Origin of the sequence: Microcoleus sp. AT9b-C3 (assembly GCF_036705485.1) — a bacterium.
Classification (GTDB): Bacteria; Cyanobacteriota; Cyanobacteriia; order Cyanobacteriales; family Microcoleaceae; genus Microcoleus.
The window spans coordinates 45,639-61,738 of sequence record NZ_JAUBUR010000011.1; the positions used below are offsets into that span (position 1 = coordinate 45,639).

Annotated in this window: 10 protein-coding genes; 8 read left to right on the plus strand and 2 right to left on the minus strand. The window is 46.2% G+C overall.

The window, feature by feature from the left end; genetic code table 11:
• Nucleotides 1-102 precede the first annotated feature (102 nt).
• From QUB77_RS12565 to QUB77_RS12590, 6 genes are all read left to right on the plus strand, one after another.
• Nucleotides 103-681, plus strand: a complete 579-nt coding sequence (locus QUB77_RS12565; protein WP_333172685.1) for a hypothetical protein — start codon at nt 103-105, stop codon at nt 679-681.
• Nucleotides 682-1,033: 352 nt separating this feature from the next.
• A complete protein-coding gene (locus tag QUB77_RS12570; protein ID WP_333172682.1) occupies nt 1,034-2,071 on the plus strand; it encodes a M28 family peptidase in 1,038 nt (345 codons plus the stop codon).
• A gap of 89 nt (nt 2,072-2,160) precedes the next feature.
• Nucleotides 2,161-4,074 carry a P-loop domain-containing protein gene (locus tag QUB77_RS12575; RefSeq protein ID WP_333172679.1) on the plus strand — a complete coding sequence of 638 codons (1,914 nt, stop codon included), beginning with the start codon at nt 2,161-2,163 and terminating at the stop codon, nt 4,072-4,074.
• A gap of 79 nt (nt 4,075-4,153) precedes the next feature.
• Nucleotides 4,154-6,514, plus strand: a complete 2,361-nt coding sequence (locus tag QUB77_RS12580) for an FHA domain-containing protein (RefSeq protein WP_333172676.1) — start codon at nt 4,154-4,156, stop codon at nt 6,512-6,514.
• Between the two features lie 59 nt (nt 6,515-6,573).
• The gene (locus QUB77_RS12585) at nt 6,574-7,056 is read left to right on the plus strand and encodes an SRPBCC family protein (protein WP_333172673.1); all 483 of its coding nucleotides are present in this window, start codon (nt 6,574-6,576) and stop codon (nt 7,054-7,056) included.
• Nucleotides 7,057-7,061: 5 nt separating this feature from the next.
• Nucleotides 7,062-7,511, plus strand: coding sequence for an EVE domain-containing protein (locus QUB77_RS12590; protein ID WP_333172670.1), 450 nt, complete (start codon nt 7,062-7,064; stop codon nt 7,509-7,511).
• 84 nt (nt 7,512-7,595) lie between these two features.
• On the opposite strand, the gene QUB77_RS12595 is transcribed toward QUB77_RS12590, so the two are convergent.
• Together QUB77_RS12595 and QUB77_RS12600 are read right to left on the minus strand one after the other, a co-directional pair.
• Entirely contained in the window at nt 7,596-8,636 is a 1,041-nt protein-coding gene (locus QUB77_RS12595) for a glucokinase (protein ID WP_333172668.1), read from the minus strand.
• Between the two features lie 35 nt (nt 8,637-8,671).
• The gene (locus QUB77_RS12600; RefSeq protein ID WP_333172666.1) at nt 8,672-10,732 is read right to left on the minus strand and encodes an amylo-alpha-1,6-glucosidase; all 2,061 of its coding nucleotides are present in this window, start codon (nt 10,730-10,732) and stop codon (nt 8,672-8,674) included.
• Nucleotides 10,733-11,048: 316 nt separating this feature from the next.
• On the opposite strand from QUB77_RS12600, the gene treZ reads away from it, so the two are divergent.
• Together treZ and treY are read left to right on the plus strand one after the other, a co-directional pair.
• Nucleotides 11,049-12,872 carry a malto-oligosyltrehalose trehalohydrolase gene (treZ, locus tag QUB77_RS12605; RefSeq protein WP_333172664.1) on the plus strand — a complete coding sequence of 608 codons (1,824 nt, stop codon included), beginning with the start codon at nt 11,049-11,051 and terminating at the stop codon, nt 12,870-12,872.
• Nucleotides 12,873-13,105: 233 nt separating this feature from the next.
• Complete coding sequence (treY, locus tag QUB77_RS12610; protein WP_333172662.1) at nt 13,106-15,901, plus strand: malto-oligosyltrehalose synthase; 2,796 nt, start codon at nt 13,106-13,108, stop codon at nt 15,899-15,901.
• Nucleotides 15,902-16,100: the final 199 nt, after the last annotated feature.

Consider the following 16,100-nt stretch of genomic DNA (forward strand, 5'->3'; position numbering starts at 1 on the left):
AGCGCGCTAAAATTAGATAATTCCCGCAAGGAGGCGATCGGGATTTGTTAGAAAAATAAACAATTAGCTTAAAATCGATGCAGAGGTCCACTAATTGAACCCATGAGTCAGACCATCCCAGAAGTCCAAAAAGAAGTCCGCACGCTGCAAGCAGAAGTTACCGCCCTGCAAGAGGCGCGGGAAAAACTTGCCATACAGCGCTCAGAGTGCCGAGTGGCAGTCAGTTTTCCCAAAAATAATACTCCTGAAGCCATTGCCGAGTTCCACCAGCAAACTGCTGCTTTTGGGGAGCAGTGGTTACAGCAAATCCAGGAAATTGACCGAGAGACTAAAAATATTGAAAAGCAACTGCAACAAAAACAGGCTTTACTCAATTACAAGCAAGGTGAACTAGAAAAATTGCTGGCCGGAGAACACTGGCAAGAAGTAGAAAACCAAGTTCAAACCGGAGAAAAGCGCTTGCAAGCACAAGCTCGCAGAATCAATCAAGCCGCAGCGCAGCTAGAGGTAGAAATCCAAGCTTTGAAAGCACTGTACGACCAACTAAATCCGAGTTATTCCGAGTGGTTTCAACAACCAACTGAAATAGTCAAGTTTTCGGCAACAACTATTCCTTACGCTGTTCCCAGCAGCAGCGGGTTGATATTGGATAATAAGGAGATTGAGTGGGAAAAAAAGTAGTTAGGAATGGTAAATTTTAAATGTAAATTAGTGATTTGAATGTCGCCGTCGAAGGCTTCAATAAACAAGACAGATTCGACGGCAACATCCCAAGGCTTTTACCTGCTTGTTTAAATCAAAAATACAAAAATGCCTCTGGTTCAGCTAATTTTAAGATTTTTGAGTTTCATTTTTTGAAACAGGTTTATTTTTAACTCTGGTGTCAACCTAAAATCTAAAATATAACAGTTTTGGATGCATCAACCGGGTTTTACGAAAAGACTTTGTTGCAGCCCTCGCTTCCGCTAAAACACCCGGTTGATGAGAGCGAAGAGTGCGTAAGCCCTGTCTAAAATCTCACATATACTTACTGATGAAACAATTGATTTGGATAGTGCTATTTATTCTGGTTGCGGTGGCGGCTGTGGGTTGGCGTTCTGACTCGTGGCAGCGGTTGTCGGGTGTACCCGCAGTTTCGATCGATCGCAATATCCACACTTCCCAAAACCCTTCTCCCCCACCGCTTCCTACTGAAAAAGATGCAGTCTATCAGCCGCAAATTGACCCGTCTCGGTTGTGGAAACACGTCGAAACTTTAGTAGGAGAACGTGAGGGAGAAGGAGCTCGCTCTTTTACGAGAGACTACATTTCCCAGCAATTGCAAACATTAGGATTTTCCGCAGAGTTGCAGCGGTTCGATCGCGGAATCAACGTTTTCGCTGAGAGAAAAGGCACTGACTCAAACGCCGGGGCAATTTTAGTGGCAGCACACTACGATACTGTACCAAACTCCCCAGGCGCTGACGACAATGCGACGGGAGTTGCTGTAGTTTTAGAAGTAGCAAGATTGCTGGGTTCTCGTCCCACGCCTCGGACATTGCAAGTAGCATTTTTCGACAGGGAAGAACTGGGACTTTTAGGCAGTTTAGCATTCACCGGTAGCGAGGCGCGGTTAAAAAATTTGCAGGGTGCGATCGTCCTAGATATGGTAGGTTATGCCTGCCGCACGCCCGGATGCCAGCAATATCCCGAAGGATTGACAGCGCAACCTTTTCTAGAAGCATCGGGGGTAAAATCTCCTGACAAAGGCGAGTTTATCGCTGTGATTGGGGATGCGGAACATCCGCTGCTATTGAAAAGTTTTGCGCAGTCTGGAAAAGCCGATTTGCCGCCGGTGGTGGCGCTGCCGGTTCCCCTGAAAGGGTTGCTGACTCCCGATGTTTTACGCAGCGACCACGCGCCTTTCTGGTATAAAGGGATTGGTGCTGTGTTGGTGACGGATACTGCAAATTTGCGATCGCCCCACTATCACCAATCTAGCGATACATTAGCAACTATCGATCGACCTTTTTTCGCCGGTTCTGCTCAAATTGTTGTTAATGCCGTGGCTAAATTATTGGAAATTCGGTAATTGGTAATGAGGTAAGGTGCGCAGTGCGCACCACGATTAGATCAGGTGCGCAGTGCGCACCCTACGATTAACTTCTTTCGTTCTTTTTAATGACTAACAAAGAAAGCCTGCAACGGCATTTACTGCAACTAGATAATCGAGGTTACAAAGCCTACAAAGACATTCAAGATAGCTACGACTTTTCTGACTTTACATTAATTATTGATTACGTGCAGGGAGATCCGTTTGCTTCTCCCAGTAAATTTAGAGTCATAGTTCCGCCAAACCTTGCTCAAATTCCCCGCGAACTTTTCAACTCTCGCAGTCGAGAAATAGCCCTGCGAGATTACCTAACTCGCCAGTTTGACAAAGCCGCACACAGCATCAGCAGCAAGCGCGGTACTGGGAAAAGTGGTATGATTGCAGTGACTGGCTTTGGACAAGAAGTTTTAGAGCGAACTTCCGCATTTATCATTTCGTCAAATACATCCGATATCGCAGATTTAGGAGGAGTTGAACTGCGATTTGCCGTCGGACTTCCAGCGGGAGGACGCAGTATCTTAGGGCGACAAGCTGCTGAAATGCTGTGCGAGGATATTCCGCAAATTGTCAGTAAATCTCTGAAATATGGTAACTTAAATGCTGCTGAATGTCGCCGTCACGTTGAAACTGTAGAAGATGCTGACTGGCTGCGGCAGCAGTTAGCTGAAAACGGATTAGTTGCGTTTGTGGCTAACGGTTCTATTTTGCCCCGCCGCAGCGGTGTTGACAATCGCCCTTTGTTAAATCATGCTGTGGCTTTTCAGTCGCCGCCGTCGTTAAAAGTTGACTTTAACTGTCCGAATCGCGGTTTGATTTCCGGTATGGGTATTCCCGCTGGGATTACTTTGATTGTTGGCGGCGGCTATCACGGCAAATCTACTTTACTCAGGGCGATAGAGTTGGGAGTTTACAACAGAATTCCGGGAGATGGTAGGGAATTTGGGGTGACTAATCCGGCGGCGGTTAAAATTAGGGCGGAAGATGGCAGAAGTGTGGCGGGAGTTGATATTTCGCCTTTTATTAACCACTTGCCGCAAGGTAGAGATACTGCACAATTTTATACGGAAAATGCGAGCGGTAGCACGTCGCAAGCTGCTAATATTATTGAGGCTTTGGAAGTGGGGAGAAGGAAGAAGGAAGAAGGAAGAGGGAAGAAGGAAGAAGGAAGAGGGAAGAAGGAAGAGGGAAAAGGGAAGAGGGAAGAGGGAAGAGGGAAAAAGCAAGAAGGAACAGGGAATAAGGAAGAAGCTCAGTATTTTGCTTTAAAAAGGCAATTAGTCGCTATTTCAGAAGGGGATTTAGTGCCTGTTTTATTAGTTGATGAGGATAAGGCGGCGACGAATTTTATGATTCGCGATCGCCGAATGCAGGAACTCATCGCTAAGGATAAGGAACCGATTACGCCATTTATTGATAAAGTTAAACAATTGTATGCAGATTATGGCGTATCGACTATTTTAGTCATGGGGGGAAGTGGCGATTATTTTGATGTGGCGGATACTGTGATTTCAATGGATAACTTTCAAGCATATAATGTGACGGAAAAAGCTAAAAAAATTGCTAAAGATTACTCGATTAGCCGTGCTGCTGAAGGGGGAGAAAATTTTGGTGAGATTACTCCAAGAGTGCCGATTCCTGCTAGTTTAGATCCGAGTCGGGGACGGCGAGATGTGGGGGTGAAGGTACGGGATGTTGATGAATTGGCTTTCGGAACTGAGGAGATTGATTTGGGTGCTATTGAGCAAATTGTGGACAGGGGACAGTTAAGGGCGATCGCAGCAGCAATGGTTTATGCTAAGCAGCAATACATGGACGGAAAACGCACTTTGTCGGAAATCATAGATTTGGTGATGGCAGATATTGAGGCCCAGGGGATGGATATTTTATCGCCTTTTCCTGAAGGGGATTTTGCCATGTTTCGGCGGTTTGAATTGGCGGCGGTAATTAATCGGCTTCGCAGTTTGTCGGTTGTTGCTAAGTAGACTTGCTTAATAAATATAAGTATTGTTGTCCTACTTTTGATATGCTGACAAAAGTGAGTGCAAAAACCGCGGTTGAAGTATGACAGGCAATATAGGACAACTGACTGCTTTAAGCGATCGACCTTATATAGTATTAAGCAATCAAGGCGACGTTTTACAGTTAGAGTTAAAACAGCAGCAGCACGTATTGGGGCGCGATCGCACTCGTGCTGATTTAGTCATTCCCGAACCCTGGCGCGCAGTTTCCGGCGTTCACGCTGTTTTGCGCCAAATTGGGGATAATTACTGGATTTACGACGGTGACGGGCAGCGGCCGAGCACTAATGGCTTATTTGTCGATCGCACTCGCATCACTCCCAATGACGGTTATTGTCTGAAAAACGGCACAGAAATTAAAATTGGTCTCGATCCTCAAAATCAAGTTTTGCTGAGTTATTTTAATCCGCTGGCGAATCAGGTTGCTGTCCCTAGCAAGCAGTCAATTCTTCTAAAGAATCGGTCGGTTTTGTTGGGCCGCGATCCAAACGCTTCGCTGCAATTAGATGCGCCGCTTGTTTCTAGACGCCACGCCACAATCGACCAAGACAGTCGCGGTAATTATATTTTGCGAGACTACAGCGTTAACGGGGTTTTTGTTAACGGTCAGCGAGTGACAAATTCTGTACAGTTGTCCGAGGGAGATGCAATTCGGATCGGCCCGTTTACTCTAACTTACCGCAGCGGTGAGTTGCAGATGCAAGACTCCGGCCATCAAATTCGTTTGGATGCTGACAGTCTGGTGATTCCCAAGCGTTTGGATAACATCACTTTGGCGATCGAACCGGGGCAGTTTGTGGCTTTAGTCGGCGGTAGCGGTGCTGGCAAATCTACTTTAATGCGGACGCTTTTAGGCATCGAAAAAACTACTAACGGCGCTGTGTTTCTCAACGGCGACAACCTGCGCCAAAACTTCAATATTTACCGCAATCAAATCGGTTACGTGCCTCAAGATGATATTGTGCACGCAGATTTGACAGTAGAAGAAGTGTTGAGTTATGCAGCTAAATTGCGCTTACCTCCCGATACAGATGTCAAGCAGGTAGTCGCAAAAACTTTAGAAGATATTGAAATGACTCACCGCCGCAAGGCTTTGGTAAAACAGCTTAGCGGCGGACAGCGGAAGCGGGTCAGCATCGGAGTTGAACTGTTAGCAGACCCGAAACTTTTCTTTTTAGACGAACCGACTTCAGGACTCGATCCGGGTTTGGATAAGAAGATGATGCAACTGCTGCGAAAGTTGGCAAGTCAAGGCCGGACGGTGGTTCTGGTGACTCACGCGACGGCAAATATCACGATGTGCGATCGGATTGTGTTTATGGGTCGCGGCGGACGCCTTTGTTACTTCGGCCCGCCGAGGGAAGCGCTCGATTTTTTCGATGTCAAAACAAGCGATTTTGCCGACATTTACAACGAATTAGAAACAGGAGAAACCAACGTTCAAAGCTGGGCCGAAAAGTTTAATAAATCTCCCTACAATCAGCGCTATATTGTCAACCACTTCAGCACAGGCAAGGCTAATGCAAAAATAGCTTCTGCACCTTCTGCACCAAAATCTCAATCTTTTGTAAAACAACTCTTTTTGCTTGCCCAGCGCTATTTTCAACTCGTTTCCCGCGACTTAGTTAACTTAAGCTTAGCTCTTTTAACGGCTCCGATAGGCATTAGTTTGCTGCGGCTTGCGGTCAGAGATAAAGACCCATTAATTGGCGCACCGGAGGCAACTTTAGCACCTTTAGCGCTCAGAGTTTTGTTTGTATTTACCTGTGCGGCCATTTGGGTAGGACTGGCAACTTCTCTGCAAGAAATCGTCAAAGAATCTGCTATTTATTTGCGAGAACGTTTGGTCAATTTAGGGTTGTTTGCTTATTTAGGTTCAAAAATTTTTATACTTTCTGGTTTGGCCGTATGGCAAACACTGTTAATGGTAGGAGTTATTTTGATTGCTTTTAAATCCCCCGAACCGAGTTTTATTTCCTGGGAGATGGGGGCAACTATTACCACATTCCTAACTTTGATGAGCTGCATAAGTCTCGGATTAGTCGTTTCCGCGATTGTTAAAAATAGCTCTCAAGCTAATAGCGCTTTGCCTCTATTATTGCTGCCTCAGATTATTTTTTCTGGAGTTTTGTTTAAGATGGAAGGTGCGGCGAGCAAGTTTTCTTGGCTGATGTTAAGCCGCTGGTCTGTGGGTGCTTACGGGTCTTTAGTTAATGTGAATGGGATGGTTCCGGCGCCTACTACATTACCGGACGGGAGTACGCTTCCTCAGCCGTTTGAGCCTACTCCTGTTTACGATCCAACCTGGGAGAATTTGAGTTTAAATTGGGGTATTTTGTGCGTGCATATTTTCGTTTATTTGATGTTGACTCTGTGGTTGCAGAAGCGGAAGGATATTTTATAATTTAAATTACGCACTTTTAACTCACAGTTCATTATCACATCAGATGGGGGGAGGAATAAATGTTAGTTAAAACCAACGCCTTAGTAGAAATTGCTGCCTCGCCTGAAGTAGTCTTTGATTTTGTTACGTCCCTGTCAAATCTGCCCAAAGTCTTTCGCGGATATGGCCCAATTCCAGCAATTATTAAAGCTGAGATGGCAGATGGTGGAGAGATGCGTGAAGGCGGCCTGCGGCGGGTAAAAAATTCCGACGCTTCGGTGATTGATGAAGAAATCATTACTTTCAAAAAGCCAGAAAGACAAACCTACCGACTGGTTAGAGGGTTTAAGTTTCCGATTTCTCTACTCATTGAGTCTGGTGGCGGAGATTGGAATTTCACTGCTACAGCAAAGGGAACTCGGATTGATTGGGAGTTTTATTTTATGCTGACTTCTCCGGTATTCTATCCGCTTGGGTTGTTGCTAGTTCAGGTTTTTATGCAAAAAGCTATGCAGCAGTGTTTAGATAATATTCAAGAATTTTTGGCTAACCCAAGCGAATAGATTGTATGAATTATTGGCTAATGAAGTCGGAGCCTGATGTTTATAGTATTGCGGATTTGAAGCACGATCGCACTTCCATTTGGGATGGCGTTCGCAACTATCAAGCGCGCAATTTTATGCGAGAAATGAGTCGGGGAGATTTAGTATTTTTTTACCATTCTAATACTAAAATACCGGGAATTGTGGGCTTAGTGCGCGTCGTTGAAACTGGAATTGCTGACCCGACCCAGTTCGATATAAATAGCGAATATTATGATGCTAAATCGCAGTTTGATGCTCCTCGCTGGCAAACTGTGAGAGTTGAGTTTGTTGAAGAATTTGCTAAATTAATATCTTTGGATGAACTGAAACAAAAGTTTAGCGGTGATGAGATTTTGCTGGTGAGGAAAGGCAATCGGTTATCGGTGATGCCGATATCTGAAAGTGCTGCTGAGAAGATTTTGAATATGACATAACTCTAGCTAAGTATGGTGCGTCATCAGAGCGTTATTTATTCACATATTTAGAAGCTTAAAGCTGACGCACCATACAATTATTAACTAAAGACCGGCGGCACAAACAGCCGCACCAATTAACCCTACATTGGGATTCAAAACCAATCGAACTGGCATCATTTCTAACAGCGAATCCATCCGGCCTTTGTGCGTAAACGATCGCATAAAACCCCCTTCTAGCATCAGCGGCAAAATCTTAGCAGCAATGCCGCCAGCTACGTACAAACCGCCGTAAGGTAACAGTGTCAGAGCCAGATTTCCTGCCACTGCACCGTAGGCTTCTACAAACATTTGCATTGTTTGTTCCGAAAGCCGATCGCACTTTTTGAGTGCCGCCTGTGCAATTGTCGCCCCCGGATCGACAGTTTTCTCGCTTTTACCCATTTCTGACTCCCATTTTTTGATAACTTCCCCTATCTCCGGCGATTCTGGAGCAAACTTTTTGTCCCGCAAAAACTGGTAAATTGAAACAATCCCTTGTCCCGAAACCACACGCTCGATCGATATTCTGGGAATGTCGTGTTTGGCTAACAAATATTTCAGCAATTGAAACTCCAACTCCGAACGAGGAGCAAAGTCACCGTGTCCCCCTTCCGAAGAAAAAACCTTGATGCCATTTGCCTCGGGAATTCCAAAACAATTTCCCAAACCAGTACCCGCACCAATCACAGCAATTGGATCGTGTTCGCGGGGTTTTCCTACTTGCAAAGTGTGCAAATCTCGATCGTCCAAAGCCCACACGCCGTAGCCAACCGCGACAAAATCATTAATTAAACTAACGTGTGATATTCCTAATTCCTGTTCCAGACGCTTCGCATCCAACATCCAAGGCAAATTAGTCAGTTTTGCAGTGTTGTTAACTACCGGGCCTGCGATCGCAAAACAAGCTTTTTCAGGCAATGGCGTCAAATTCAACTTAGTAGCAGCTTCCGTCAAAAACTGCTGCACCATCGGCACTAAATCTGGAAACTCTCCGCTCGGATAGCGAAACTCGTAAAGAGCGTTCATTTCACCCTTAACAGTCCTTTCCACTAAGCGCAAAATTGTCTTAGTTCCGCCAATATCGCCCGCTAATAATAATGCCATAAATCTCTTTTTCCACCAAAGATAACATTCCCTATTTAAACACCCACAGTATTAATTGCCAACCAAGCCCGCAGCACCTCAGCCACAGTCCAAGCTTGAGCGGTGCAGCCTCGCGGCGAGTGAGGGGCGTCGCCCTCAAAAATTTCGCCCAAACTGCCAACTCCGCCGGCCCTTATATGATGTGCCATCGGTTCGAGGAATTCGCTCGCTTGTGCTGGGTTTTTGTATACGTGCAAGTGCGCCAAGACAAACGGGCCAATCAGCCAGCCCCAAACTGTGCCCTGGTGGTAGGCGCTGTCGCGCTGGAATTGGTCGCCTCCGTATGCGCCGCGATACTGCGGGTGCTGCGGCGAGAGGCTGCGGAGGCCGACAGAAGTTAGAAGCTGCTGGGCGCAGCCGTCCACCACGCCGCGCTGCTGGATGGGCGTCAGTAACGGTGTATAGCGGGTTTCCTGGCGCATCCCCGCTGACAAGGAGTTGGCGGAGTGAGGAGGAATCGAGTCTAGGGGCAGGGATACGGCGAATATTTGGTTGGGCCGCAGGCAGCTATCGTGTCCGTCTGGGCCGTCGAGAACGTCGTAACAGTAACAGGTTGAGGCGTTCCAGAAGCGAGGGAATCCGGCGGCTGTTCGATCGCCCAATCGATCGTATTCATTGTGAGGTTTGCCCAATTTTCGAGCAAAACTTGCCATAGCTTGTATAGCATTGTACCAAAGCGCGCTGAGTTCGATCGGCTTACCAATCCGAGGCGTCACCACCCAATCGCCGATTTTCGCATCCATCCAAGTCAGTTGCACGCCGGTTTCGCCCGCGTAGACTAAACCGTCATCGGGATCGACGCGGATGTTATACCGAGTTCCCTGTATGTGCCAGTCAACAATCTCACATAACACCGGCCAGAGTTCGGTCAAAAGTTCGTCGTCGCCCGTGGCATCGATATAAGCGCGGATTGCCTCAAAGTACCACAGCGTGGCGTCTGCGGTGTTGTATTCCGGTTCGCCGCCCGCATCCGGGAAGCGGTTCGGCAGCATTCCCCGATCGACATACCGCGCAAATGTCCGCAAAATCGATCGCGCAATTTCCCATCGCCCGGTACAGATTGTGAGGCCGGGTAGGGCGATCGTCGTATCGCGCCCCCAGTCGCTGAACCAGGGATATCCGGCGATGATTGTTTTGCCTTCGGGTTCCTCCGCTAGCGGGCGGCTGACGATAAATTGGTCGGCGGCGAGCACTAAGGTATTGATCCAGTCGGGAGATTCGCTCACTTTTGACCAGTTTTGCAGCAGTTGTTGGTCATAAGTGTGACGCCCTTCTAAAGCTTTACCGCCGTTGAGTTCGGGATTTTTCTCGGTGCTCGCTATCAATGTCAGAGAACTTCCCGGTGCGATCGTCATGTGAAAAGTCGCCGCGTGCAAGTGATCCTCACAGCAGTCCAATCCGCGCCGCTTTTCTGCTGCTAGATCCAATCCGTAATGCCAATTGTATAAAGCCGCAGAGACTCGAAATTTAGCCTCTGGTGCGGCATCTGTCAGCAGGTACAGGGGTGCGGCCTTGGGAAATGCAGTCACGCAAACCCCGCGTTCCAAGGTTTCTAGGCTCACCTGCCAGTCGTCGGCGCGAGTTGTGTGGTGGTAGTCGCGGTAGTTGACTAGGGCTTTGACAGCGAGGGCGATCGGTTGTGAGGCGCGGTGCAAGCGGTATTGAATATATGTTGTGTTAGCACCTTGCTGCATCCAAATCCGCTTTTCCAGGATAGCGTCGGCGAGAGCAAACCTCCAAACAGGCGTCGTGCCTTCTAGGTGAAAGCTTTCGACGTATTTGTAGCCGTGGGGTTCGATCGTCGCGTCGGCCCAGCGGTTTGTATAAAGCGGATAGGCGCGATCGTGATACACAGCCGTCTCGTCCAGCTTGGCGAGCATCAAAGTGCGTCCCAGCGGAGGTTTGAGGGCGGCTACCAGCAAGCCGTGATAGCGGCGGGTGAGGAGATTTGCGATCGTCCCGCTAGCGTAACCGCCAATCCCGTTTGTAACCAACCACTCGCGAGACTCCGCCGAGTCGAGATTGCAGCAGATTTCCCGTCCAAAAGCCATAACCATAAAATCCACACTCGCGCTGATTTTTGACCTATCTTTAGGTAGATTTTCGACATGATATCAACCAGAAATATTAACGCTTCCAGACCGTTAATTTTGCGATCGCCGGCGTGCCGATTCCTGCTCTAATTTAGACATAACCAACCGCTAATTTTGCTGCTTACACAATTTTAGCTTTTGAGGCCTCTATCTAAAGTTAGTTGTTTGTTATATTAAGTAATATTACCGTCTAAACAGGCGCTGAACGTTAAGGACAAGCATTTGATAGCGCGTCGGGCGATCGAACTACCAACCTATTTTATAAGGAGAACAGCTCAAAGTGAAGATAGGAGCAAATTACCTCGGCAATAACCAATGTGAATTTACCGTTTGGGCGCCCACCCTCAAACAAATCGCAGTCCAAATTGTTTCCCCAAAAAAACGCCTGATACCCATGCAACAATCCGCAGAAGGTTATTGGCAAACCACAGCTACAGACATCGAACCAGGAACCCTTTACACCTACCAAATCGAAGGAAAAACCGACCGACCAGACCCAGCCTCAAAATATCAACCTCAAGGCGTACACGCTCCGTCACAAGTAATAGATGAAAATATTTTTACTTGGACTGACACAAATTGGCAAGGCGTGCCGTTAGCCGAAATGATTATTTACGAACTCCACGTCGGCACATTCACCCAAGCCGGAACATTTGAAGCAATAATTCCCCTGCTAAAACAACTTAAAGAATTGGGAATCAACGCCATCGAAATCATGCCAGTAGCCCAATTTCCTGGCGAGCGAAACTGGGGATACGACGGCGTATATCCCTACGCAGTTCAAAACTCCTACGGCGGCCCCGAAGGCTTCAAAACACTCGTCAACGCCTGCCACGAACACGGCATTTCAGTAATTCTCGATGTAGTTTACAACCACCTCGGCCCCGAAGGAAATTCTCTCAGGGACTTCGGCCCCTACTTTACCTCAAAATACGGCTCGGTTTGGGGAGAGCCCCTCAACTTCGACGACGCCTACAGCGACGGCGTGCGTAACTACTTTATTGAAAACGCCCTCTACTGGTTTCGAGACTATCACATCGACGCCCTGAGATTAGATGCAATTCAAGCAATATTTGAAGTAGGTGCCAGACCTTTTTTACAAGAACTATCCGATGCCACAGCCGAGTTTTCCCAAGAACTTGGACGGAAACTTTACTTAATAGCCGAAAGTGATTTAAATGATGTCCGCACTATACGTCCTAAAGAACTCGGTGGCTTTGGATTAGACGCCCAATGGTGCGATGATTTTCACCACGCACTGCACGCCTTGCTCACCGGAGAAGACGACCGATACTACCAAGATTTCGGCAAGTGCGAACACTTAGAAAAAGCCTTCAAAGAAAGCTTTGTTTACTCCGGCCAGTACGCCCCCCACAGAAAGCGGAAACACGGCAATTCTGTTAAGGATGAACCGGGTCATAAATTTCTAGTGTTTGCCCAAACCCACGACCAAATCGGCAACCGCATTTTGGGAGACAGACTCTCCAAAATAGTTGACTTTGAAGCATTGAAACTCGCAGCCGGCACAGTTTTAATTTCTCCCTACATTCCCTTCTTTTTTATGGGAGAAGAATACGGAGAAGAAGCACCGTTTTTTTACTTTGTTTCCCACTCGGACGAAAAGTTAATTGAAGCTATCCGCAAAGACAAACAACAAGAATTTAAAAGCTTTGAAGGCCGAGGCGAGTTTCACGACCCCCAGAGTCCTGAGACTTTCAATAAGTGTAAGTTAAACTGGCAAAAACAAACCGAAGGCAAACACAAAATCCTTTGGGAATGGCACCAACATTTGATTCAACTGCGGCGGACAATACCGGCACTTAAAAAACTCGACAAAAACAGTCTAGAAGTGTCAAGCATTGAAGCGGAAAAAATCTTATTTCTACGTCGCTGGACAGATGACAGCCAGATATTCTGCATTCTAAACTTCAACAGGCAAGAAGTAGCTTTTACGGCTGCACTTCCCCAAGGTAACTGGAACAAAATTTTAGACTCTGCTGATGAAAAATGGATGGGTTCAGGTTCTAGCTTGCCTGAAAAGATAAATTCAGAGCAAAAATTGACCGTTAAACCGCAGAGTTTCGCACTCTATGAATTAGAGTAATTAAAACGGGAGGCAGAGCCTCAAATACAGGCGTTCCCAGGCAGAGCCTAGGAACAAGCAACAGGAGGCCGAACCTATCTCGTTCTCAGCCTCCGTCGCTGAATGTAGTCCCACAAGAAACCGGAGACAGAGCCTCTGTCGTTCCCAGCCTCTGCCGGGGAATGCAGTCGAGGCGGCTCTGCCTCATATATTAAAAAAGAAAACCCTAAAAAACCTGGAGTAAAATTAACATCATGAGAATTCCCACAACAACTTATCGGATTCAATTTCATGGAGGTTTTAACTTTGAATCCGCCAAACAAATCCTTAGCTATCTGGAAGATTTAGGAATTACCGACGTTTACGCTTCACCGATATTTAAAGCCAGAAAAGGCAGCTCTCACGGATACGATGTCGTTGACTCAAATCAGCTCAATCCAGATTTGGGAACATCAGAAAATTTTGAAGCCCTCACCTACGAAATCAAGAAACGGAACATGGGATGGCTGCAAGATATTGTCCCTAACCACATGGCTTACGACACTCAAAATTTGTTGCTGTTAGACGTATTGGAACACGGCCCAGATTCCGACTATTTCGATTACTTCGATATTGAATGGAATCACGCTTACGAACATCTCAGGGGTCGAGTGCTAGCTCCGCTGCTGGGCAATTTTTATGGAGAGTGTCTGGAAAATGGCGAGATTCAACTTAAATACAGCGAAATTGGGCTGACCATCAATTATTATAGCTTACAATTGCCCGTAAGAATTGAATCTTATGCTAAGTTTATCAGTCATAATTTGGGGCATTTAGCCAGGGAATTAGGCAGACGCCATCCAGATTTTATCAAGTTTTTGGGAATTCTTTATTTGATTAAAAATACACCTTCAGAAACTAAAGGAAAAACCCGATACGATCAGATAGCTTTTGTCAAAGGACTGCTGTGGGAACTCTACAATCAAAATCCCCTTGTACAGGAATTTATTGATGAAAATATCACAGTTTTTAACGGAGAAAAGGGAAATGCCGAAAGCTTTAATCTGCTAGACGATTTGCTTTCCGAGCAGTTTTACCGTCTGTCTTTCTGGAAAGTGGGGGCAGAAGAAATTAACTACCGAAGGTTTTTTACAGTCAACGAACTTATTTCGGTAAAAGTTGAAGAGATTAAAGTTTTTCACAAAAACCATGCTCTGATATTCGACATGGTTGATGAGGGAAAGTTTACTGGATTGAGAATCGATCACATCGACGGACTTTACGACCCCACAGAATATTTGAAACGGCTACGGGAGAAAGTCGGAGACACTTATATTACTGTTGAAAAAATTCTGGAACACCAAGAAGATTTGCCGTCATATTGGCCGATTGAGGGAACTAGCGGCTACGACTTTTTGAATTACGTAAACGGCGTTTTTTGTCGGTGCGATCGCGAGCAGCAATTTAGCGAAATATATCAGAGATTTACTCGCTTGAATGTTCCCTATGAACAGTTATTTTTAGATAAAAAAGGGCTGATTGTTGAGAAAAATTTGGCTGGAGATGTAGACAATCTAGCTCAACTTTTGAAGAATATATCAGGTCAATCGAGACAGGGAAATGACTTTACTCGTCCCGGTTTGGAAAAAGCATTGGCGGCGGTGTTGACGATTTTTCCAGTCTACCGAACTTACATCAATCAAGATGGCTTGAGAGAGTCCGATCGCACTTACGTCAAATATGCGATCGCCCATGCCAAAGAACAAGTACCGCGACTCCTCAAGGAACTTAATTTTATCGAAACGGTGCTGTTGCTCGAAGAAGAAGAAACTCTAACACCAGAACAAAAAGAGCAGCGTCGGCACTTCGTAATGAAACTCCAGCAATTGACAGGCCCATTAATGGCAAAAGGCATTGAAGACACGCTTTTATACGTCTACTATCGGCTTTTATCACTCAACGAAGTGGGAGGAAATCCCAGCCAGTTCGGCGTGTCCCTGGGAGATTTTCACGAGTTCAACAAACAACAGCAAGTCGCTTGGCCGCACAAAATGAATGCGACAGCTACCCACGATACCAAACGCGGCGAAGATGTGCGAGCCCGAATAAACGTTTTGTCAGAAATTCCCGATGAATGGGAACAACAAGTCAGGTCTTGGAGAGAGGTAAACTCTTCTAAGAAAGTCAACTTTGTGAATCGAATGGTTCCAGATACTAATGACGAATACTTCCTGTACCAAACTCTGATCGGCAGTTTTCCATTTGAAGGAATAGAAAACAGTGATTATGTCGATCGCCTGAAAGATTATGTGATTAAAGCTGTCCGCGAAGCCAAAGTTTATACGGCTTGGCTGAGACCGGATAACGACTACGAAGCTGGTTTTATGACCTTTGTCGATAGCGTTCTCGAACCTTCGGAACAAAATCAGTTTCTAAACAAATTTACACCTTTCTGGAAAAAAGTAGCTAATTACGGAATTTTCAATTCTTTATCTCAAACGCTTCTGAAAATCACGGCTCCGGGCGTTCCCGACATTTATCAAGGGACGGAATTCTGGGATTTAAGCCACGTCGATCCGGATAACCGCCGTCCCGTTGATTTCGATCGCAGAATCGAGGTTTTGCGGGAAATTAAAGAGCAAGCTCAGACGGATATTTTGCAACTGGTTGAAGATTTGATTGCGACGCGAGAAGACGCTAGAATTAAGTTATTTTTGACGGCAAGAGCGCTAGAAGCGAGAAAAAAATACTTGCAAGTTTTTCAATCAGGTGACTATGTGCCGCTGCAAGCAGTTGGCACGTTTAAAGATAATGTTGTTGCCTTTGCCAGAACTTTTGGAGAGACTACAGTTATTATCATTGCTCCCCGGTTTTTGACGGGAATTGTCAAAGCCGAAGAAATGCCGATCGGCAAACAAGTCTGGAAAGATACTAATTTGAAATTATCCGAGCAAATGCCGTCGGTTTGGAAAGATGCAATTACAAATCAGGCGGTAGAAAGTAACGGTACGTTGGCAATTGGTGAAGCTCTGACTTACTTTCCAGCAGCTCTGCTGATCGGTGAAAGATAGCAATTAAAAGCTGGAAAATTCCCGAATAATCCGAGATTCCCAGGAGGCGGACTTGAGGCTCTCCCTCAATATATTGCTTCCCAGGCACAGCCTGGAAGTAAACCGATAGGGGCACGGCATTGCCGTGTCCCTTTTCAGAATTGATATTAAACCTGATTGGAAGTCAAAAAACCGCTCGCCCATACCAACCAAACAAAAT

Coding starts and splice junctions, on each gene's coding strand:
- QUB77_RS12565 (WP_333172685.1), top strand. CDS start 103: ATGAGTCAGACCATCCCAGAAGTCCAAAAAGAAGTCCGCACGCTGCAA.
- QUB77_RS12570 (WP_333172682.1), top strand. CDS start 1,034: ATGAAACAATTGATTTGGATAGTGCTATTTATTCTGGTTGCGGTGGCG.
- QUB77_RS12575 (WP_333172679.1), top strand. CDS start 2,161: ATGACTAACAAAGAAAGCCTGCAACGGCATTTACTGCAACTAGATAAT.
- QUB77_RS12580 (WP_333172676.1), top strand. CDS start 4,154: ATGACAGGCAATATAGGACAACTGACTGCTTTAAGCGATCGACCTTAT.
- QUB77_RS12585 (WP_333172673.1), top strand. CDS start 6,574: ATGTTAGTTAAAACCAACGCCTTAGTAGAAATTGCTGCCTCGCCTGAA.
- QUB77_RS12590 (WP_333172670.1), top strand. CDS start 7,062: ATGAATTATTGGCTAATGAAGTCGGAGCCTGATGTTTATAGTATTGCG.
- QUB77_RS12595 (WP_333172668.1), bottom strand. CDS start 8,636: ATGGCATTATTATTAGCGGGCGATATTGGCGGAACTAAGACAATTTTG.
- QUB77_RS12600 (WP_333172666.1), bottom strand. CDS start 10,732: ATGGTTATGGCTTTTGGACGGGAAATCTGCTGCAATCTCGACTCGGCG.
- treY (WP_333172662.1), top strand. CDS start 13,106: ATGAGAATTCCCACAACAACTTATCGGATTCAATTTCATGGAGGTTTT.